18 protein-coding genes are annotated in these 19,205 nt (G+C 66.4%); 9 read left to right on the top strand and 9 right to left on the bottom strand.

The features are described 5' to 3' along the window. From CXQ90_RS03110 to CXQ90_RS03095, 4 genes are all read right to left on the bottom strand, one after another. A partial coding sequence (locus CXQ90_RS03110) for an efflux RND transporter permease subunit (RefSeq protein ID WP_146068840.1) occupies positions 1–911 on the bottom strand: 911 nt, incomplete at its 3' end. Positions 912–2,158: 1,247 nt separating this feature from the next. Continuing rightward, on the bottom strand, positions 2,159–3,004 hold the full coding sequence (locus CXQ90_RS03105; protein WP_368783882.1) for a hypothetical protein: 846 nt from the start codon (positions 3,002–3,004) through the stop codon (positions 2,159–2,161). A gap of 362 nt (positions 3,005–3,366) precedes the next feature. Continuing rightward, on the bottom strand, positions 3,367–4,101 hold the full coding sequence (locus tag CXQ90_RS03100; RefSeq protein ID WP_104136821.1) for a potassium channel family protein: 735 nt from the start codon (positions 4,099–4,101) through the stop codon (positions 3,367–3,369). Positions 4,102–4,159: 58 nt separating this feature from the next. Continuing rightward, positions 4,160–5,182: a LysM domain-containing protein gene (locus CXQ90_RS03095; RefSeq protein ID WP_258064333.1), complete on the bottom strand. Its 1,023-nt coding sequence runs from the start codon at positions 5,180–5,182 to the stop codon at positions 4,160–4,162. 377 nt (positions 5,183–5,559) lie between these two features. Between CXQ90_RS03095 and CXQ90_RS03090 the strand changes: the two genes are divergently transcribed. Both CXQ90_RS03090 and CXQ90_RS03085 read left to right on the top strand, forming a co-directional pair. Beyond that, a complete protein-coding gene (locus CXQ90_RS03090) occupies positions 5,560–6,117 on the top strand; it encodes a thioesterase family protein (protein ID WP_104136917.1) in 558 nt (185 codons plus the stop codon). A gap of 96 nt (positions 6,118–6,213) precedes the next feature. After that, the gene (locus tag CXQ90_RS03085) at positions 6,214–6,651 is read left to right on the top strand and encodes a co-chaperone YbbN (RefSeq protein WP_104136818.1); all 438 of its coding nucleotides are present in this window, start codon (positions 6,214–6,216) and stop codon (positions 6,649–6,651) included. 120 nt (positions 6,652–6,771) lie between these two features. On the opposite strand, the gene CXQ90_RS03080 is transcribed toward CXQ90_RS03085, so the two are convergent. Beyond that, a complete protein-coding gene (locus CXQ90_RS03080) occupies positions 6,772–7,050 on the bottom strand; it encodes a putative quinol monooxygenase (RefSeq protein ID WP_104136817.1) in 279 nt (92 codons plus the stop codon). Between the two features lie 101 nt (positions 7,051–7,151). Between CXQ90_RS03080 and CXQ90_RS03075 the strand changes: the two genes are divergently transcribed. After that, on the top strand, positions 7,152–8,828 hold the full coding sequence (locus CXQ90_RS03075; RefSeq protein ID WP_104136815.1) for an AMP-binding protein: 1,677 nt from the start codon (positions 7,152–7,154) through the stop codon (positions 8,826–8,828). Positions 8,829–8,909: 81 nt separating this feature from the next. Here the strand turns inward: CXQ90_RS03075 and CXQ90_RS03070 are convergent, their stop codons facing one another. The 3 genes from CXQ90_RS03070 to CXQ90_RS03060 form a co-directional block, all read right to left on the bottom strand. Beyond that, on the bottom strand, positions 8,910–9,737 hold the full coding sequence (locus CXQ90_RS03070) for an ABC transporter permease (protein WP_258064332.1): 828 nt from the start codon (positions 9,735–9,737) through the stop codon (positions 8,910–8,912). Beyond that, a complete protein-coding gene (locus tag CXQ90_RS03065; protein WP_181038396.1) occupies positions 9,737–10,705 on the bottom strand; it encodes an ATP-binding cassette domain-containing protein in 969 nt (322 codons plus the stop codon). Before CXQ90_RS03065 ends, CXQ90_RS03070 begins: the two co-directional genes overlap by 1 nt. 182 nt (positions 10,706–10,887) lie before the next feature. Then, positions 10,888–11,868 (bottom strand): DNA-3-methyladenine glycosylase, encoded by a 981-nt coding sequence (locus CXQ90_RS03060; RefSeq protein ID WP_104136812.1) that lies wholly within the window; start codon positions 11,866–11,868, stop codon positions 10,888–10,890. Positions 11,869–12,020: 152 nt separating this feature from the next. Between CXQ90_RS03060 and CXQ90_RS03055 the strand changes: the two genes are divergently transcribed. After that, positions 12,021–12,437, top strand: a complete 417-nt coding sequence (locus CXQ90_RS03055; RefSeq protein WP_104136811.1) for a VOC family protein — start codon at positions 12,021–12,023, stop codon at positions 12,435–12,437. 15 nt (positions 12,438–12,452) lie between these two features. Here the strand turns inward: CXQ90_RS03055 and CXQ90_RS03050 are convergent, their stop codons facing one another. Continuing rightward, the gene (locus tag CXQ90_RS03050) at positions 12,453–12,884 is read right to left on the bottom strand and encodes a VOC family protein (protein WP_104136809.1); all 432 of its coding nucleotides are present in this window, start codon (positions 12,882–12,884) and stop codon (positions 12,453–12,455) included. Between the two features lie 145 nt (positions 12,885–13,029). On the opposite strand from CXQ90_RS03050, the gene CXQ90_RS03045 reads away from it, so the two are divergent. The 5 genes from CXQ90_RS03045 (at position 13,030) to CXQ90_RS03025 (ending at position 19,085) form a co-directional block, all read left to right on the top strand. Next, positions 13,030–14,415 (top strand): cystathionine beta-synthase, encoded by a 1,386-nt coding sequence (locus tag CXQ90_RS03045; protein WP_104136807.1) that lies wholly within the window; start codon positions 13,030–13,032, stop codon positions 14,413–14,415. Between the two features lie 13 nt (positions 14,416–14,428). Continuing rightward, complete coding sequence (locus CXQ90_RS03040; protein ID WP_104136805.1) at positions 14,429–15,592, top strand: cystathionine gamma-synthase; 1,164 nt, start codon at positions 14,429–14,431, stop codon at positions 15,590–15,592. After that, positions 15,592–16,980: a glycosyltransferase 87 family protein gene (locus CXQ90_RS03035; protein WP_104136804.1), complete on the top strand. Its 1,389-nt coding sequence runs from the start codon at positions 15,592–15,594 to the stop codon at positions 16,978–16,980. The genes CXQ90_RS03040 and CXQ90_RS03035 overlap by 1 nt, the downstream gene beginning before the upstream one ends. A gap of 105 nt (positions 16,981–17,085) precedes the next feature. After that, entirely contained in the window at positions 17,086–17,658 is a 573-nt protein-coding gene (locus CXQ90_RS03030) for a helix-turn-helix domain-containing protein (protein WP_104136802.1), read from the top strand. Beyond that, positions 17,655–19,085, top strand: coding sequence for an MFS transporter (locus CXQ90_RS03025; RefSeq protein ID WP_104136801.1), 1,431 nt, complete (start codon positions 17,655–17,657; stop codon positions 19,083–19,085). Before CXQ90_RS03030 ends, CXQ90_RS03025 begins: the two co-directional genes overlap by 4 nt. The last annotated feature ends 120 nt before the right edge of the window (positions 19,086–19,205 follow it).

Genomic DNA, 19,205 nt, shown 5'->3' with positions numbered 1-19,205 from the left:
GTGTTGCCCCAGGGAAGTTTCTCAACAATAAGCATCAGCCCTGGACCCTGATTGATCACGGCGTCACCAATGAGCGGCTGATGACCTTCGACCACCTCGGCCACGTCACCCAGACGCAGCGGCTTCCCGTTCCGCTCCTCGATGACGACCTCCGCGAGATCCTCGGGTGTGGTGATGGGCAGCACGTGCTGGATGCTGAGCCGTTGGTTCGGAGTCTCTATGTGGCCTCCGGTGCCGACGATGGAACCGGGCGAATACTGCAGCAGGCCGGCGTCGAGGGCGTCGGCTGTGACTTCCATGACCTGGTTCAGCGTGACGTTATGGGCCTTCATCTTCTCTGGGACGGCGTGCACCAGGAGCATTTGTTTTCTTTGGCCCCAGATGGCGATGTTGGCCACGCCCGGGACACGCAGCAGGTGCTGCCGGATCTTCCAGTAGGAGATCATGGACATTTCAATCAGCGAGCGTTCATCCGACGTCAGGCCGATTTTCATGACCCGGCTGGTGGATGACAGCGGCTGCAGCATCACCGGCGGCGTCGCCCACGTGGGCAGCGACGGCGTTACATTGGCTAGCCGCTCCGAGACGAGCTGGCGGGCCTTGAGCAGGTCCGCCCCCGGGGCGAAAATCAGCACGATCGAGGACAGCTGCTCCACGGATTTGGACCGCACTTCTTCCAGCCCTTCGACGCCGTTGAGGGCGTCTTCGAGCGGAACGGTCACCAACTGCTCCACCTCGGCAGCGGTCAGACCGATGCAGCTGGTCTGGATCTCCACCTTCGGCGGCGCAAACTCGGGAAAGACATCCACAGAGGCCGTGCTGAGCTGAACGCCGCCGAACGCCATCATTGCCACCGCGATGGCCACCACCAAGGCGCGGAATTTCAGGCTGAATCCGACAATCCGGCGCATGTCAGTGGCCCTTCGTGCCGAATTCGGCCCCGAACAGTTCCGCAGCACCCACGGTGACAACATCGGTTCCGGCTGGCGGACCGGAACCTAACGGGACCACGGGCACCGTCGCCCAATAGAACCTAAGACTCCGTCGAATTCGCCAATCGGTCATGACCTCAGCCCCCATGTAACTGGCGCCGACAGCATTGTCGAGTCCAATTACTCGTACGACTATTCATGAATGCCTACAGCGGAGCCAAGCTGCGGGCAAAATGCCGGATTTCCTCCCAGCAACCCTGCACGCCCCCTAATTTAAGGGACGTTTAATATGGCAGTTTGGTTCAGGACCGGTGTGACGGGGTGGATTCTAACGATCGTCGCAACACCTGATCATTTCCATGGCAGCTCTCATCGTTGCTCCACTGGACTGGCAGCAAGTATCCAGGGAGGAGCCGTGGCGACTATCCAAGCTGCACGAGGACTACTGGATTCTTGAGCGCGTGCATCGGGGTAAAGCCACCATCACCAACGCTTTCAATTTTCACGGGACCGGCGTTGAATTCGTGAACGATGCGGGACTTCCGAGGCCAATGTTTCGGCGCGGCACCCGAGAAGTCTTGCGGATTCGCCCGTCATCGCCGGGTACACAGCTCACAATCAACTATCGCCGAGTATGGTTTTGGAAGCGCCTCCGAACTTCGCTTTTCAACTCGGGTGGACCACTGGTGCCAGGCAGGGGAGAGAAAGCCTGGTCAACTCCTATTTACTGATCGGGCCCTGGGGCCGATCAGTACGGCGGACGGTCTGATGCCGTTCTGCCGCGACTTCGCCGCATCCTGCGCTACTTGCGCACACCCTTCTTTTTAGCCCGGCAGCAGACGACTGGCGGCGTGCCAAAGCACTTTCTGCGACAGAGGAGTGTTGACAAACTGTAGACACACTCTGTGGCTGTCAACAGTTCCAGGCAACACCACACGAACCTTCGAACGCGTCTGAGCTGCGCAAACGGCACTCCGCATCACCGTGAAACACTGGGCAAAACAGCCGCGCTCTAACTGTAAATCAGCTGGCAACGCCTACGGGGGTTCGAATCCCTCATCTGCCACCCATGGGAAAACCCGTCTGACCTGCGAAAACGCAGGAAGGACGGGTTTTTTCGTGCCCTCAATCAGGAGGATGACGCCCGAAGTCGGCGGCGGGATCGAGGAGGAAGTCGATCCCATGCTCTCCGCCATCGGGTCGGCGAGCACCGGACAGGCCTGGGACTAGGGTGCGGAACGCGTACCCGCGTCCGTGCTCTTCCCCGTGGTTGGAACGAACTTCCAGTCGAAAGACCCGTTGTCCCGGAGTGTCAGCCGAAGGAACCCGTGAGTGTCGCTGAACCGCTTCACGATGTACGACGGACTGCTAGTGAAGGGGCGGAGACCGATGCCTCCCGTGGAAACCTGGAACGCTGTCATCCCGTCATTGACGCACTGGTCATCGTTGTTCACCGGACATGACCGTTCGTAGTTGTGTTGTGACCCTGACAGGGTCAGACGGACCCGGTGCTTCCACATGACGTCGATCCACGGCTTGTGGTCAGCGGCCCGCTCATGTTCGTCCGTGTTCGAGGCGAAGTACGGTTCGTGGTGCACGACTGCCAGGTGCTTACCCGCCGCCCTGGCAGCCGCGAGGTCGTCGTCCAGCCACTTCGTCAACTCCTCAGCCTGCTTGGAGTCGTACCGCCAGTACGCGGATGACAGGAACGCGAAGTGCCAGTTCCCGAAGTCCTTCGAGTACGGTTCCCCGTTCCCGATGAACCCACGCTCCCGGTTGATCGCGGCCTTCGCCGGAGCCCCCGGGCACTGGCCATTCATGAAGTTGTCGAGGTCTTCGTTGCGGCCGGGTTGCCAGTCGTGGTTGGGGGCGGACACCCAGTACAACTTGGGCTTCGTGCCACCCCACAGCGGCGTCCAGTACTTCACGTAGTCAGCGCAGTACGCGGTGTCGTACTGGAAGTCCCCGATCCCTAGGAATGCGTCAATCTCGTTGTTCTTCACAAGCTTGGTGATCGCCGCACCGTTCCGAGCGGACGGGCTATTACGCGCAGAGGTCTTGAAGCCGTTCATGTCACCGACAGCAGCGATCCGAACATCACGCGCAGGGGACGCGGGCTTGCTAGGGGACGGTGGCGAACTCGCCGTGAGAGTCGTAGTTGGCGGCACTCCGTCGGGAGTGTTCGCATCGCTTATAGCGAGGGACGCGGCACAAATGCCAGCGACGCCTATGAGGAAGGCGGACGCTCCAGCGACAACACGATTGCGGCGCATGGGTGGGCCTCCCTTCGTGGGGTGCGGTGCGTACTGCTGCGGGCAAATTGGGGTACGCCCGGTATGACTACTTTCGAGTCTAGAGCAACCCCGGGACGATGACAGGACATGACGGTTCTGTTCTGCGCACGGTTTCCGCGCCGGCGGTCGCTGCCTGCGGGCTAGGGGGCGGGGTCCCGCCGGAGCTCGGCAATTTCGCGCCGGAGGGCGGCCACCTCCGCCGCGAGCTCACCCACCTCAGCAATGACGGGCCGTTCCGCCGACTCCACCGCGGCCCCGGTGCTCTCTTCGACGCGCTGGACGAGCCAAGAGGCAATGGACGCCGTCACCACGCCCAGGACGGCGATCCCGCTCATCATCAGGGCTGCCGCAACAGTTCGGCCGAGCGCGGTGACGGGGTACATGTCGCCGTAGCCCACCGTGGTGATGGTGGCAACCGCCCACCACACGGCATCGCCGAACGTGAGAATCTTGGCATCGGGAGCCGACTGCTCGACGTCGAGCACGGCCAGCGCTCCCACGAACACCAGCAGGGCAGCAGAAGCCGCAACGTAGGTGACCACCCTGCCCCGCAGCGTTTCACCGACGGTCCGGTGCAGCACCGACAACAGGGTCACCAGCCGGAGGAGCCGGAGCGGGCGGAAGAAGGGCAGTGCCACGATCAGCAGTTCGTGGAGGTTCCGGACGAACCAGCGGCGGCGGTCTTCAGCCAGCCACAGATTTGCGCCGTAGTCCAGCGCGAACACGCCCCAGGTGACCCACATGGTGGCTTCGAGCCAATCGGCGCCCCGGCCCTCCACCCTGCCGACCACCTGCCATGCGTAGGCCGCGAGGAACACTATGGCTGTCCCCATCAGCGGCCACTCGGCAAGATCCCGGTAGCGTTGCTGCGTCATAGGGATGATATTACGTGTGGCTGCCGCGGCTGCGGCAGCCACACGCTGTGCCCTGCCGCTAGTTGAGGGCTATGACCAGCATCTGGCTGGTCCCGGGAATGCAGGTCTGCAGAACCGCCCGCGGGAATCCTCCGAAGACCGCCGCGACGTCGTTCGTCGTGCCTGGGTTGGGCACCTGGCTGCGGGCCGCGACTGTGTACGATCCGTACCCGGGGATGTCCACCCGCTCGCCCACGCCGATCCCCGAGAAGCGCGCCCAGCCTCCGCAGAAATCATGCTCGGTGATGAACAGCGAATAGCCATCGGTGGGCGTGAAATGGATGGGGCCGATGCAGCTGTCCACGAGTGCTTGCCCGCCCGCTCCGGCCACGTAGATGGTTCGCACCGCCGGGGCAGGGGCGGCCGCGCGTGCGGCTGCGGCTGCGGGCGCCGGTGCCGGTGCTTGTGCTGGCGCCGGGGCAACCGCGGCCTTCGGCACTGCCACCGCGGGTCCGGTGAGCTTCAGGGTTTGCCCGGGAACAATGATGGAGTACGGGCCAAGGCCATTGGCGGCCAGCATGCTGTTCACGTCGACCCCGAACCGCGCTGCGATGCTGCCTACCGTGTCGCCTGCCACCACCGCATATGTATTGGCGGCGGGCGCCTTGGCCGGCGTTGGCGCGGCCTTCCTGGCGGGGGCGGGAGCTTTGGCAGGAGCCTTGGCCGCCGAAGCCCGTGCCGTGGGAGCCTTTGCCGGCGCCTTGGCGGCAGCCTTGACCGGAGCCGCCTTGGCAGCCGCAGCCGGCGCAGAAACCGTGGCTGACGGCGTCGGGGTGGCGGTAGGAGGAGGCCCTGGTCCTGCCTCCGCCGCTGGAGCCTGCTGGCCGGCGACGGTTGCCGCGCCGCCGCTTCCGGGCGACACGACGGCGTTGACTATTGCCGACGCCCCGAGCAGGCCTCCGGTGACGGCGGCGGCCGTGAGGATCAGCCGGGCGCGGACATGTCCGGGGCCCTGGCGGGACCGGCCGGCGGGGCCCATCCGGATTGCCGGCCTGTCCTGGGGCGGGTCTTCCTGGGTTCCTTGGCTTTCCTGTGGGTTCATGGCGTGGCCTTGATTCGTGCGCTGCCGGGTTGCCGGGCGCTCGCCGGGCGGTTACGCGCGGAACGAAGGCGGCGCTCTGCCCAGGAGGGAGGGAGCACGGCGTGTGGGGCGCATTACCGTTATTCATGAATGAGGCACGCTCGCTAACGTGCCGGCCCAGCCTGACTCGAGTTTAAGAAGCGCCGGCAGGCGCCGCACGAGTAGCCGCTACCTGTTTTTCGAGCCAGGAACACTCGGGTTCGGCTGTATCCCGCAGGTCTGCCGCCCCGCCAAGCGGCAACACTTGGATTCGGACGCACTGCGTAGGCAGGCGGGGGCGGAATTTTGCCTGACAATCGGCCTTTCCTGAATTGTTACTGGTGGGTAACATGATCAGCATGCACTTGCTCCTGCGAACACTCCTGATGCTGTTCAGGTCAGCCAAACGTCCGCCGCTCAGCGTCTGGGATACTGCATCCCTGACGCTCCGCGTGCTGCCGACGGATATCGACATCGCCATGCATGTCAACAACGGCATGTATTTTTCGCTCATGGACCTGGGCCGCTTCGATTTGATGGTGAGGAGCGGAACCTGGCAGAAAATGCGCCGGCGAGGCTGGAGCCCGGTGGCGGCCGGGGAGACCATCGCGTTCCGCCGGTCCCTGCAGCTCTGGCAGCAGTACACCATCGAGACCAGGATCATCGGGCTGGACGCCAAGGCCATCTATTTCGAGCAGCGCATGGTGGCGGAGGGCGAGATCTACGCCCGCGCCTATATCGCCACGCGCCTGGTGAGCAGGGGCAGGCCCGTGACGCAGGAGGAAATCCTTGCGGAGTTCGGCCAGCCCCCGGCCGGACTGGAGCTGCCCGAGTGGATTCACGAATGGCGGCAGAACACCGCCTTGCCGGGAGCACGGCGGCCGGCGCCGCACGCCTGGGCCGGACATGAGGCGTGATGAATCTCGGACGCCGGCAATATTCCCCGTGACGCGGGGAGCGAACAAACCGGCATCCGGGGGGACTTACTGACGCCCCTCGCGTACCGTTGAACCATGGCTACCGTTGACATCACAGGTGAACAGTTCGCATCGACCATCGAGGGCAACGACATTGTCCTCGTTGACTTCTGGGCCGAATGGTGCGGTCCCTGCAAGCAGTTTGGGCCCACATACTCCGCCGTTTCGGAAAAGCACGCCGACGTCGTCTTCGCCAAGGTGGACACCGAAGCCGAGCAGCAGCTGGCCGCAGAGGCCGGCATCACGTCCATCCCCACGCTGATGGCGTTCCGCGAGAAGGTCCTCGTCTTCTCCCAGCCGGGTGCGCTCAACGCCCCCCAGCTGGAGCAGGTGATCGACGCCGTCAAGGCGCTCGACATGGAGGAAGTCCACGCCCACGTGGCGCGCTCGCAGGCCGAAGCGTCGGCAGCCGCAGGCAGCAGCACACCCCAGGGCTCAGGCCAGCAGGACGGCACGCAGATCCCGGATTTCTAAGCGCACCAGAGCAACTGAGCGCACCAGCAGAAACGCGGGGTCACTCCGCGCCCAGGAACCGAATTCCTGGGCGGGGTGACCCCGCGTTGTCTTGTTTGGCGGCCGCTTGTGTAGCGCGGACTAGAGGCGCTCGAGGCGTACCGGTTCGGCCAGCAGCGCGCTGAGGGACTCGTTAAGGTCCTGGACGGCCGTGCCCTTGGAGTGCTTGTCGAGGTCCTCTTCCGAGGCCCACTTCTCGGTCAGCACCAGCTTCTCCTCGGTGGCTTCGGTGAGCTCATACTGGATGCAGCCGGGCTCGTTGACCACCTCGTCAATGGCGATTTCGAGGGCGAGCTTCACGCGGAAGAATTCGCCCTCGTTGGGGATGAACGTTGCCTGCAGGTCGATGGGTGCACTCATGGTTTCACAATACCGGCCGCGCCCACCGGCCCTGCTCTCTTTACGCCGGACACCCGACTGTTGTGCTTCTTTTGCCAGGGGCCTCTTGATAGCGTGCCACCATGCGCGCTTACACAGCCGGGGACACTGACGTCCCGCTGCTCGAGGAGACCATCGGCCACAACTTTGAGCGGGTGGTGGCACAGTTCCCCTATCACGATGCGCTGATCGAGGCTGCGGCGGTGCCCGGCGCCGACGCCCGCCGGTGGAGCTACACCAAACTGAACGACGACGTCGACCGCGTCGGCCGCGCGCTTCTCGCCCTGGGCGTTGAAAAGGGGGAGCGGATCGGCATCTGGAGCCCCAACTGCGCCGAATGGACCATCCTGCAGTACGCCACGGCGAAGATCGGGGCGATCCTGGTCAACGTCAATCCGGCGTACCGCAGCCACGAGCTGGAGTTCGTGGTCAGGCAGAACGGCATGCGGATGCTGGTCACGGCGCCGTCGGACCGGAACAGCGACTACGTGGGGATGGCGCGGCAGGCGCTCGCCGAGTGCCCGGACCTGCGCGAACTCGTGTTCCTGCCGGATGCCGGCGCCGCCGAGCTCGACGCCGGCGAACCCCAAAGTGACCGGGAACTGACCTACGCCGAACTGCTCAAGCGGGCTGACGCCGTCGCGCATTCCGGGCTGCAGGCACGCATGGCGGAACTTGACCCGCACGACCCCATCAACCTGCAGTACACCTCCGGCACCACGGGATTCCCCAAGGGCGCCACCCTCACCCACCACAACATCCTCAACAACGGGTACTCAATCGGCGAGCTGCTCCGATACACCGAGCACGACCGCGTGGTGATTCCGGTGCCGTTCTACCACTGCTTCGGCATGGTGATCGGAAACCTGAACGCGCTCAGCCACGGCGCGGCAACCATCATCCCGGGGCGCGCTTTCACGCCGGCCGCTGCCCTCGAGGCGGTGCAGGACTTCGGCGGCACGTCACTGTACGGCGTGCCCACCATGTTCATCGCCGAGCTGGCGCTGCCCGACTTCGCGTCCTATGACCTTTCCACGCTCCGCACCGGGGTGATGGCAGGCTCGCTGTGCCCCATCGAGGTCATGAACCGGGTGATCTCGGAGATGAACATGAGGGACGTGGCCATCTGCTACGGCATGACCGAGACCTCGCCGGTGTCCACCATGACCCGGGACGGGGACACGATGCGGCAGCGCACCGAAACCGTGGGCCGGACCATGCCGCAGCTCGAAAGCAAGGTCGTGGACCCGGCCACGGGTGAGGTGCTGGAGCGCGGCGAGATCGGCGAACTGTGCACGCGCGGCTACGCCGTCATGCAGGGCTACTGGAACCAGCCGGACAAGACGGCCGAGTCCATTGACGGCGACGGCTGGATGCACACCGGGGACCTGGCGCGCATGGATGAAGACGGCTATGTGGTGATCGAGGGCCGGATGAAGGACATGGTGATCCGCGGCGGCGAGAACATCTATCCGCGCGAGATCGAGGAGTTCCTCTACACGCACCCTTCGGTCCAGGACGTGCAGGTGATCGGCGTCCCGGACCCGAAGTACGGCGAGGAACTCATGGCGTGCATCATCCTCAAGCCCGGCGCCGCGCCGCTGGACGCCGCCGCGTTGGCCGAGTACTGCCGCGGGCAGCTGGCGCACTACAAGATTCCGCGGTACGTGGATGTGCGCGAGAGCTTCCCCATGACCGTCTCCGGGAAAATCCGCAAGGTGGAGATGCGCGAGGAAGCCGTGGCCCGGCTGGGGCTCTAAGATCGGGGCCGCAAGTGTCCGTTCGCGCTCGGCCAGCCCTGGGGACCTGCGCGAACGGACAGTTAAGGCCCGTCCTGCGCGTTAGTTGGTGTTCCGGCTGATGGTCCGGATGCCCACCACGAGTCCGACGGCGGCCGTCACCGCGGCGGCCAGCAGGCCGTAGAGCGTGTCAACCCCTACGGCGCCCGCGAACAGTTCGCGTTCGGCGTTGACCAGGTACGTCAGCGGATTGAAGAGGCTGGCCACCCGCATCCACTCCGGTCCGGCTTCGATGGGCAGCATGATGCCGGAAAGGATCATCAGCGGGAACAGCAGGGTCTGCTGCACGCCCCAGAAAATCCATTCCTTGTTCTGCGAGACCAGGGCCAGCGCATAGGACAGCGCTCCCAGCCCGATGCCGAAGATGCCCAGGATGATAAGCCCGACGAGCACGTGCAGCGGATGGAAAACGAAGCCGAAGGGAATGCACACCACCGAGATCAGGAGGCCCTGCACCACCAGCGGTGCCCACTCCTTCAGCGCCCGCCCGATCATCAGCGACGACCGCGACAGGGGAGTGGCGAGGATGCGCTCGTAGGAGCCGGTCATCAGTTCGTACTGCAGGTTCGATCCGGTCATTGACGTGCCGAACAGGGCAATCATGACGACGACGCCGGGCAGGAACCACTGCAGCGTGGACTGTCCGCCGAACGCGGGGGCTCCCACCGCCGAACCCAACAGCGGGCCGAACAGGCCGAGGAACACCAGCGGCTGCAGCAGGGAGAAGACGAGCGAGAACGGGTCCCGCAGCGGAAGCAGCATTTCCCGCCAGAAGACGTACCATGTGTCGCGCAGGATCCGGTCCGGCCCGGGCCCTGATTCGGTGGGCTTCTGCTCGGCGAACTCGGTCCGTGCGGGTTGTCCGGGCATCACACCTCAGCCCCTTCCCTCAGGCTGCGGCCCGTGAGTTCAAGGAAAACGTCATCGAGCGTCGGCGGTTTCAGTTCCAGTGACTGGGCGGGAGCGCCGGCGTCGTGCATCTGTTTCAGCAGTTCGGGCGCCAGCCGGGCGCCGTTGCTGAGCCGCAGCCGGAAACGGACGACGCCGTCATGCCGGTGTTCCTCAACCTCGCCTTCGGCGGCGGCACGGCCCAGCAGCCCGCGCACCTCGGCCGCGGAGGCCGCCGCGACCTCAACGGCCAGCAGGTCCCCGGCGAGGTCGGCCTTAAGCCGGGCAGCTGTGTTGTCCGCAATGATGGTTCCGTGGTCAATGACGATGACGCGCTCGGACATGGAATCCGCCTCATCCATGTAGTGCGTTGTCAGCACAATGGTGGTTCCGTGCTCGGCCCGCATCCGCATGATGTGCTCCCAGAGGTTGGCGCGGTTCTGGGGATCCATGCCGGTGGACGGTTCGTCCAGGAACAGCAGCCGGGGTGAATGCATCAGCCCCAGCGCCACGTCCATCCGCCGCCGCTGCCCGCCGGAGAGCTTGATGACCGTGCGTTTGGCGAGGTCGGCCAGATCCAGGGACTTAAGCAGTTCGTCGGCCCGGGACCTGGCGTCCGTGGAGTTCATTCCGTAGAAGCGGCCCTGCATGACCATTTCGTCGATCACGCGGTAGCTGTGGCCGCCGCCGTTGCCCTGGCCGATGTAGCCGATCCGCGCCCGCACCCCGGCCGGGTCCGCCACGACGTCCAGCCCGGCCACGGTGGCTGAGCCGGAGGTGGGCTTCAGCAGTGTGGTGAGCATGCGGAGCGTGGTGGATTTGCCTGCCCCGTTCGGGCCGAGGAAGGCCACGAGTTCGCCGGGGGCGACGTCAATGTCGACGCCCTTGACCGCCTCCACCGTTTCCTTTTTGACGACGAAGGTCTTGCTTAGCTTGTTGGTGTGGATCAATGGGTGCTCCATGGGTCCAAAGCCCCGGCTGCGGGTGCCGGGCTTCCTGCCGCCCACGGTATACCCCGCCGGTCAGGGCGTCCACGGCGCGTCATCGGCTGCGGACAGTTGCGGCCCCAGGCCGGGGGCTTAACTGTCCGTTCGCGCTCAAGGGGGAGGGCGCGGCCAGGAAAAGCGAGGCTTTAGTGCCGGCGGTGGTCCTGGATGGTCATCCGCGGCCCGAAGGTGGGCTTCCGGAAACCACTGAGCCCGATCATCCGGACCACGCGCTGCCGCTGCCCCTTCCACGGTTCCAGCAGAGCCAGCATGCCGGCGTCGTCCGTCCGCCGGCCGGTCAGCGCGGCGCCGACGTCGGCCGCCAGGTGGTAATCACCCACGGCGATCGAGTCCGGACAGCCGTGCGTCCGCTGCACCACCTCGGCGGCCGTCCACTCGCCGATTCCGGGAATGGTCTGCATCTTCCTGGCAGCCTCCGCTGCCGGCAGCAGAGCCAACCGTTCAAGCGCGACGGCGGAACGCAGCGCCCGCATGACGGTCGCCGACCGCTGGGGGCCCACTCCTGCCTGGTGCCACTCCCAGGACGGGATGCGGAGCCACTGCTCAGGAGTCGGACGGACCAGCAGGCCTGCCGGTGCCACGGTGCCGGCGCCCGGGGCGGGCGTGCCATGGCGGTACATGAGGTAGCGGAAACCCCGCCGGGCTTCGATGACCGTGACCTTCTGCTCCAGGATGGTGGGCACGAGGCAATCAACCATGCGTCCGGTGGAGGGCAGGCGGACGGCGAGGTTCCGGCGCCGGGCCTCGCGGACCATCCGCGGGAGCGTCGCGTGGAACACGGCCTCGTCAAACGCCGACCAGTCGTCCCCGGCGCCCAGCAGGCGGGGAACGGTGGCGAGGGCGGCCGCGGAGCCGGGGCCCCATGCCTGCGCATTGACATGGGGTTCCGGTCCGATTTCGGCGCTCGTGAGGCGCAGCGAGACCGGACCGTCCGCCGTCGTGAACGCCATCCACAGGCCGTCCGGCCGGGAAGAAAAGGAGGGATCCCCGTTGCCGCGCATGAGGGTGCCCAGGGTCTGGCGCAGGCTGTAGGGGCCTCCGGGATGCCACCGCAGGGAGGCGTCGGCGGCAGCGGCAACGCTGGCGGGGACGTCCGTGATGGTCATGGATTCATCGTCCCACGGACCGCTGACACTGCAGTCAACTGCCTGTCCGGGAGACCTTGGAATCAGCCCTTAACCCGTGCGGCGCGGAGGACTACAATCCCAGGTGTGGCGCGGGGCCCCGCGTCGCCCCTTCGAACTGTCAGGTGAGTGCAATGGGTGGAGTCGTGCATTTCGAAATCCCCGCGGACGATCAGGACCGAGCCAGAAACTTCTACAGCCAGGCCCTCGGCTGGCGGATCGATCCTATGCCGGAGATGGATTACAACGTGGTGATCACCACCCCCATGGATGAACAGACCGGCCGGCCGACGGAGCCCGGCGCCATTAACGGCGGCATGATGGCCAGGGAAGCCGATCTGACCACGCCTGTGATCACGGTGGACGTCGAGGACATCGATGCCACCTTGCGGACGGTCGAGCAGCTCGGCGGCTCCACCGTCAAGCCGAAGGACGCCATTCCGGGCATGGGCTTCTACGCCTACTTCAGGGACACCGAGGGCAACGTCATGGGGCTCTGGGAGAACCTGCCCGCCGGAGAAACGGGAGAGACCGGAGGAACGGCCGTCTAGCGGAACGGCCGGCCGCTACTCCTCGCCGAATCGGTCGCGGGCCTCCACCGGGATCAGCGGCTTCTGGGCGCGGATCTTCAGTTCCTGCACGGCCCACGTGTTGCCGTCGGGATCGCTGAAACCGAAGAAGGTGCCGCCGTCGCGCTCATCAAAGACGGTTATTTCGCTGGCCCCCACGCCGCGGCTGAGGAGTTCGTCGCGCGCCGCCGCGGCGTCCGGCACCACCAGCTGCAGCCCGCGCATGGAGCCCGGCGCCATCTCGTTCTGCGCGGGGAGGTCGCCCATGACAATCGAACAACCCGAGCCCGGCGGCGTCAGCTGGACCACATGCATGTGCTCGTTCTTGGTGTCATGGTCAAGGTTGAAGCCCACCTTGTCGCGGTAGAACTCGACGGCGCGGCCGATGTCGCTCACCGGGAGCACCACCACTTCGAGGGTCCAGTCCATGGCAGGGGTTCCTTTCGGCGAATCTGGTGAACGGTCGGTAGCAAGCTTGCCGTGCCTGCTGCGCCTTGGCTAGTGTCCGCGCCGCGCTGGCTGGTGCCGCGCCGCCTGAAACGCCCCTGCCGGCCAAGACGGTAAGTTTGTACCCATGAAGTACGCCCAGTCCGTCCTGGACCTTATCGGCAACACCCCGCTGATCAAGCTCAACCACGTCACCGACGGCATCAAAGCCACCGTCCTCGTGAAGCTGGAATATGTGAACCCCGGCGGTTCCATCAAGGACCGCATCGCGGCCAAGATGATCGAGGAAGCCGAGCGTGACGGCAAGCTCAAGCCCGGCGGGACCATCATCGAGCCCACGTCCGGGAATACCGGCGTCGGCCTGGCCCTCGTGGCCCAGCAAAAAGGCTACAAGTGCATCTTCGTTGTGCCGGACAAGGTGGGCGAGGACAAGCGCGCCGTGCTTCAGGCCTACGGCGCCGAAGTGGTGGTGACCCCCACCGCCGTCGCCCCTGACAGTCCGCAGAGCTACTACGGCGTCTCGGACCGCCTGGTCACCGAGATTCCCGGTGCCTACAAGCCGGACCAGTTCTCCAACCCCGCCGCGCCGCTCAGCCACTACGAATCCACCGGACCCGAGATCTGGCGGGACACCGACGGCAAGGTCACGCACTGCGTCATCGGCGCCGGCACCGGCGGCACCATCACTGGCACCGGGCGGTACCTCAAGGAAGTCTCCGCGAACCGTCCGGAGTCCGACGGCGGCCGGGTCAGGATCATCGGGGCGGACCCCGAAGGCTCTGTCTACTCGGGCGGCACCGGGCGCCCGTACTTTGTCGAAGGCGTGGGCGAGGACATGTGGCCCGCCAACTACGACAAATCCGTTCCGGACCAGGTCATCGCCGTCACTGACGCCGATTCCTTCGCCATGACACGTCGGCTGGCCCGCGAGGAGGGCCTGCTGGTGGGCGGCTCCTCCGGCATGGCAGTCGTTGCCGCGCTCCAGACTGCCCGCGACCTGCCCGAAGACGCCGTCGTCGTGGTCATCCTGCCGGACTCGGGCCGCGGCTACCTCGCCAAGATCTTCAACGACCAGTGGATGCGCTCGTACGGCTTCCTCTCCGGCGGTGAGGAGACGTCCGTGGGCGAGGTCATCAAGTCCAAGACGGGCGAACTGCCGGACCTGGTCCACATCCACCCCAACGAGACCGTCCGCGATGTCATCAACATCATGAACGAGTACGGCGTCAGCCACATCCCAGTGCTGTCCCAGGAACCGCCCGTGGTGATGGGCGAGGTCCTGGGTGCCGTCGATGAGCGCACCCTGACGGCCAAGCTGTTCCGCGGCGAGGCGAAGCTGACGGACAAGATCTCCGAGCACATGGGGGAGCGGCTTCCCGTGATGGGCTCGCTGGAGACCATCTCGGCTGCCCGAGAGCTTCTGTCCGACGTCGACACCGTGATGGTGACCTTCGTTGGCGCCCCCATCGGCATCCTGACCCGCCACGACCTCCTGGCATACCTCAGCAACTAATCCAAGGAGCTCCATGTCTGTTTCTGAAAACCAAGGATTCAATACCCGCGCCGTCCACGCCGGCCAGGCCTTCGAGCCCCGCACCGGCGCCGTGGTGCCGCCGCTGCACTTCAGTTCCACGTACGCCCAGGACGGCATCGGCGGCCTGCGCGACGGCTACGAGTACGGCCGCGGCGGCAACCCCACCCGCGATGCCCTACAGGAACAGCTCGCGGCACTTGAGGGCGGCACGCACGCCTACTCCTTCAGCTCCGGACTGGCGGCCGAGGACTCGCTGATCCGCGCCCTGACCCGGCCTGGGGACCACATCGTCCTCGGCAACGACGCCTACGGCGGCACTTACCGCCTGATCAGCCGCGTGCTCGGGGACTGGGGGATCGGCAACACCCCCGTGGACATGTCCGACCTCGACGCCGTCGCCGCTGCGGTGGCCGCGAACAAAACCCGTTTCGTGTGGGTGGAGACCCCGTCCAACCCGATGATGAAGATCACCGACATCGAGGCCCTCGCCAAGGTGGCGCACGACGCCGGTGCCCTCCTGATCGTGGACAACACCTTCGCGTCGCCTTACCTGCAGACCCCGCTCGCCCTGGGTGCCGACGTCGTGGTCCATTCCACCACCAAGTACATCGGCGGCCACTCCGACGTGGTGGGCGGCGCGATCGTGGTCAAGGACGCCGAACTCGCCGAGAAGATCGGCTTCGTGCAGTTCGCCGTGGGCGCCGTGTCCGGGCCGATGGATGCCTTCCTCACCACCCGCGGCCTCAAGACGCTGGGGGTCCGCATGGACCGCCACAGCGACAACGCCCAGGCCGTGGCGGAATGGCTGCTGGAACGCCCCGAGGTGGAGGCCGTGCTGTACCCGGGCCTGCCCTCGCACCCCGGCCACGACCTTGCCCGGAAGCAGATGAAGAAGTTCGGCGGCATGATTTCGGTGCAGTTCAAGGGCGGCGAAGCTGCGGCGCGGAGGGTGGCCGAATCCACCTCCGTCTTCACGCTCGCGGAGTCGCTGGGCGGCATCGAGTCACTCATGAACTACCCGTCTGAGATGACGCACGCCTCCGTGAAGGGCACCGAACTGGCCGTCCCGGTCAACCTCATCCGGCTGTCCTGCGGCATCGAGGACGTTGAGGACCTCATCGCGGACCTCGAGCACGCCTTCACGTTCATCCAGTAATGGCTGCGCCTCGGACCCGTGCCCCGGAAAACGCGACAGGGCACGCCGGCCCCGAGCCGGATACTGAAGAGACAGGCACGGCCGGGCAAACCGCTGCGCGGACCGCTGGCCGGAGCGAGGGCCTGGCCCCGGTGTGGGCTGCCGCGCGCGGCTGGCTGGCAACGGCGGCCGGCGCGCTCGCCGTCGTCGCGGCCCTGATGGTGCTGTATGCCGGGTACGCCCCCATGATGTACGACTTCGAGGTCTACTACTACGGCGGCACCAAGGTGCTGCAGACCGGCGAAACCGGCGTGAACGAGCTGTACGCCCCACGGGACGGGCTGCCGTTCACCTACCCGCCGTTCGCCGCGCTCCTGTTCGCCGGGCTGGCAACCCTGAGCTTCAGCCAGAGCGGCGTGCTCTTCATCGGCGCGGCGCTCGGAGGCGCTGCCGTGGTGTCCGCCTGGCTCACGCGGCACTTCTTCGGCCTGGGCCGCTGGCGTGAAGCGTTCGCCGACTGGCGCTTCCGGGCCGTGGCACTCGCCGGGACCGGGGCGATCGTGCTGCTCGGCCCGTGGCGCGACACCTTCGTCTTCGGACAGATCAACATCATCCTCATGGGCCTGATCCTTGCCGACTTCGCGCTGCACGGTAAATCCCGTGCCGGCGAAATCCGGTGGCCCGCCGGCCTGCTGATCGGAATCGCCGCGGGAATCAAGCTGACACCGCTGGCGTTCGGCCTCTACTTCCTGGTGCGGCGCGACTTCAAGGCCCTGGCCTGGATGGCCGCCGGATTCGCGGGGTCCATCGCCGTGGCCTGGGCCGCGCTGCCCAACGCCTCGGTCACCTTCTGGACAAAAATCCTGCCGGACACCGGCCGCATCGGCGATCCCGGATACGTGGACAACCTGTCCCTGAAGGGCCTGCTGATGCACCTTGGCCTGCCGGACTCCGGATTCACCAGCCTGCTGTGGCTCGTTGCCTCGCTTGCGCTGGTGGCTCTGGCCGCCCTCATCATCAAGTGGGCAGTGGCCGTTGACGAAAACTTCGTGGCCGTGTCCGCGACGGCGGTGCTCATGCTCCTGATCAGCCCGGTGTCCTGGTCCCACCACTGGGTATGGATGGCGGTGGCCCTGCCGTCCATGGCGTTTGCCATGCACCGTGTACCGTCAAGGACTGGCATTATGCGGCTTGTCGGCTGGCTGGTGGTGGCCGCCTGTGCCGTGGCCTTCTACTTCACGCCCAAGGACCTTGCCATGATGGCCGGAGCCGAGGTGTGGGGCGTGAATCCGCAGACGCAGTGGCCGCTCATGGCGTCGAGCCTGGGCGTGCTGTGCGGCATGGCACTGCTGGGATACTGGGCCGCCGCGTACCGGCCGTCCCGGACCGCGCTGCGCCAGGGGCCCTAGACGTCCCGGGAGGCGCACCTGGCAGCCGGGTCCTCGCGCCCTGGGCCGCAGTGCGACCCCGCCCGGAGCCTGGCTTTCTTCAAGAGAGTCAGGTAGCCTCGCGGTATGGCACTCCGCTCTGACTGGTCCCAGCGCAACTGCAGCATGGCCCGCGGCCTGGATATCTTCGGCGACCCCTGGGGAATGCTGGTGCTCAGGGAGGTGTTCTTCGGCAACGGCCGCTTCGACGCCATGAAGGCGCGCCTCCAGGTGGCGGACTCGGTCCTCACCCGGCGGCTCGCCGCGCTGGTGGAGTCCGGGCTGCTGGCCAAGGAACCGTATGATGACGGCGGCCGCACCCGCCAGGAGTACGTGCTCACCGCAAAAGGCGAGGACGCCCTGCCGGTGCTCAACGCCGTCGTGATCTGGTCCGAAAAGCACCTCCCCGCGCCATCGGGCCAGGCCCACATGTACGTCATCCATTCGTCCTGCGGGCAGCGGACCGGTTCCGCGGACACCTGCACGGAATGCGGCGGGCGGCTCACGGCGGAGAACACCAGCTGGCACAGCCTGACCCGCACCGAAGATCCTGTGCCGCTGGCAACCGCCCGCGAACACCCAGGACTCCGGCCATCAGACACGGACCCCACGGACGCAACCGGACACAAAGGAACCGGACACAGAGGAACAGCCGCATGAGCAGCCCCGAGGCGACCGCCGCCCGCAACGAAGAAGACGCCCCGCCTGGGACGCCGCCGGGGCATCCCCGGAAGCGCCGGCTGCACCCCGCATGGATGGTGGCTGCCGTGGCGTTCCTGGCGCTCGTAGGCGCAGCAGGCTTCCGTGCCGCGCCGGGCGTGCTCATGGTGCCGCTCCAGCAGGAGTTCGGCTGGTCCACCACCGTGCTCTCCGCCGCCGTCAGCATCAACCTGGTGCTCTTCGGCCTCACGGCTCCCTTCGCAGCGGCCCTCATGGAACGGTTCGGCATCCGTGCCGTCACCGCCGTCGCCCTCGTGCTGATCGGCGCCGGCAGTGCCCTGACGGTGCTGGTCAATGAGTCCTGGCAGATCCTCCTCACCTGGGGCCTGCTGATCGGGCTCGGAACCGGCTCCATGGCCCTGGTCTTTGCGGCGACCATCGCCAACACGTGGTTTTCCAAGAGCCGTGGCCTGGTAATCGGCATCCTGACGGCCGGCAGCGCGGCCGGTCAGCTGGTCTTCCTGCCGTTCATCGCCATGCTGGCCCAGGATCCGGGCTGGCGGCAGGCCTCCCTGCTGATCGCCGCCGGTGCGCTGGCTGTGGTCCCGCTGGTGCTGAGATTCCTGAAGAACTCGCCGGCCGAGGTCGGGGTGTTGCCGTACGGCGCAGAGGTGCCGGCCAGCAACGCGGAGCCGGAGTCCGCCTCGGCTGCCGCGGCGGCTGCGGAAACCCCGGCCGCCGCTGCTGTAGCCGCCGGGCGGGCCGCGAGTGCCGACGAACCGAGCCGCAACGCCGCCGTCCGTGCGCTGCAGGTCCTCAGGCGCGCCAGCAGGGTGCGCACGTTCTGGGCGCTCGCCGCAGGCTTCGCGATCTGCGGCGCCACCACCAACGGACTGATCGGCACCCACTTCATCCCGTCCGCGCACGATCACGGCATGCCGGAAACCACGGCGGCCGGATTGCTGGCCGTCGTCGGGATCTTCGACATCCTGGGCACCATCGCCTCCGGCTGGCTGACGGACCGCTACAACCCGAGGATCCTGCTGGCCGTCTACTACCAGTTCCGGGGGATCGGCCTGTTGGTGCTCCCGCTGCTGCTGAGCGCTACGGTCCAGCCCAGCATGATTGTGTTCGTGGTGATTTACGGCCTCGACTGGGTGGCCACCGTGCCGCCTACGGCCGCTATCTGCCGCCAGGTCTTCGGCGCCGACGGCAGCGTGGTGTTTGGCTGGGTATTCGCCGCGCATCAGCTTGGCGCCGCCGCAGCCGCGCTGGCTGCCGGAGCCATCCGCGACGCCACCGGCCAGTACACCTACGCCTGGTTCGGCGCGGCGGCGATGTGCACCATCGCCGCGGTGATCAGCGCCACCATCCGCAAGGACGCCGGGACGAGGCAGTACACACCGGTGGCAACCGGCGCGGCGTGAGCGTGCGTCGGTGACCGGAAGGCGCCCCGCGCTTCAGTAGAATTGCCTCAGCGCCCGTGCGGGCGCGGGGTCCTGCGGTATGACGCGACACGCGTCCCGGAGGCGCACCACGCAGGATCA

The organism is Arthrobacter sp. ZGTC131, assembly GCF_002929275.1.
GTDB lineage: Bacteria > Actinomycetota > Actinomycetes > Actinomycetales > Micrococcaceae > Arthrobacter.
The sequence above is the reverse complement of the archived record's forward strand: the minus strand, read 5'-3'. Positions and strand labels throughout refer to the sequence as shown.

Coding starts and splice junctions, on each gene's coding strand:
- CXQ90_RS03045 (WP_104136807.1), top strand. CDS start 13,030: ATGAAGTACGCCCAGTCCGTCCTGGACCTTATCGGCAACACCCCGCTG.
- CXQ90_RS03090 (WP_104136917.1), top strand. CDS start 5,560: ATGCACTTGCTCCTGCGAACACTCCTGATGCTGTTCAGGTCAGCCAAA.
- CXQ90_RS03100 (WP_104136821.1), bottom strand. CDS start 4,101: ATGACGCAGCAACGCTACCGGGATCTTGCCGAGTGGCCGCTGATGGGG.
- CXQ90_RS03040 (WP_104136805.1), top strand. CDS start 14,429: ATGTCTGTTTCTGAAAACCAAGGATTCAATACCCGCGCCGTCCACGCC.
- CXQ90_RS03085 (WP_104136818.1), top strand. CDS start 6,214: ATGGCTACCGTTGACATCACAGGTGAACAGTTCGCATCGACCATCGAG.
- CXQ90_RS03095 (WP_258064333.1), bottom strand. CDS start 5,182: ATGAACCCACAGGAAAGCCAAGGAACCCAGGAAGACCCGCCCCAGGAC.
- CXQ90_RS03025 (WP_104136801.1), top strand. CDS start 17,655: ATGAGCAGCCCCGAGGCGACCGCCGCCCGCAACGAAGAAGACGCCCCG.
- CXQ90_RS03075 (WP_104136815.1), top strand. CDS start 7,152: ATGCGCGCTTACACAGCCGGGGACACTGACGTCCCGCTGCTCGAGGAG.
- CXQ90_RS03070 (WP_258064332.1), bottom strand. CDS start 9,737: ATGCCCGGACAACCCGCACGGACCGAGTTCGCCGAGCAGAAGCCCACC.
- CXQ90_RS03055 (WP_104136811.1), top strand. CDS start 12,021: ATGGGTGGAGTCGTGCATTTCGAAATCCCCGCGGACGATCAGGACCGA.
- CXQ90_RS03060 (WP_104136812.1), bottom strand. CDS start 11,868: ATGACCATCACGGACGTCCCCGCCAGCGTTGCCGCTGCCGCCGACGCC.
- CXQ90_RS03050 (WP_104136809.1), bottom strand. CDS start 12,884: ATGGACTGGACCCTCGAAGTGGTGGTGCTCCCGGTGAGCGACATCGGC.
- CXQ90_RS03030 (WP_104136802.1), top strand. CDS start 17,086: ATGGCACTCCGCTCTGACTGGTCCCAGCGCAACTGCAGCATGGCCCGC.
- CXQ90_RS03080 (WP_104136817.1), bottom strand. CDS start 7,050: ATGAGTGCACCCATCGACCTGCAGGCAACGTTCATCCCCAACGAGGGC.
- CXQ90_RS03035 (WP_104136804.1), top strand. CDS start 15,592: ATGGCTGCGCCTCGGACCCGTGCCCCGGAAAACGCGACAGGGCACGCC.
- CXQ90_RS03105 (WP_368783882.1), bottom strand. CDS start 3,004: ATGAACGGCTTCAAGACCTCTGCGCGTAATAGCCCGTCCGCTCGGAAC.